The following is a 333-nucleotide window of genomic DNA, read 5'->3' as shown; positions in this document are numbered from 1 at the left end:
CGCGTTCGGGGCGATGAAGAGGCCGTTGCCGATGCCCGCGAGCAGCAGCGGGACGAGGAGCATCCAGCTGTTCAGGTCGGCGGCTGCGGTGTTCAGCAGCACGAGCCAGAGCCAGATGAGGCCGACGCTGACGAGCGCGGTGCCGATCACGAGCACGGTGCGGCCGAGTCGGTTCGTGAGCCGGTTGCTCTGCGAGGAGCCGACGATGCTGCCGATCGCGAACGGGATCGAGACGAGGCCCGACTGGAGCGCCGTGTTGCCGAGGCCCGACTGCCAGAGGATCGAGATGGTGAAGAAGATGCTCGTGAAGGCCGCGAAGTAGACCATCGCGAG

At 67.0% G+C, this 333-nt stretch carries 1 pseudogene; it reads right to left on the bottom strand.

The window, feature by feature from the left end:
• Positions 1 to 333 (bottom strand): annotated as a pseudogene (locus DZG00_RS16665) (MFS transporter); the annotation flags it as partial.

Origin of the sequence: Clavibacter lycopersici (assembly GCF_003576405.1) — a bacterium.
Taxonomy (GTDB): domain Bacteria; phylum Actinomycetota; class Actinomycetes; order Actinomycetales; family Microbacteriaceae; genus Clavibacter; species Clavibacter lycopersici.
The sequence above is the reverse complement of the archived record's forward strand: the minus strand, read 5'-3'. Positions and strand labels throughout refer to the sequence as shown.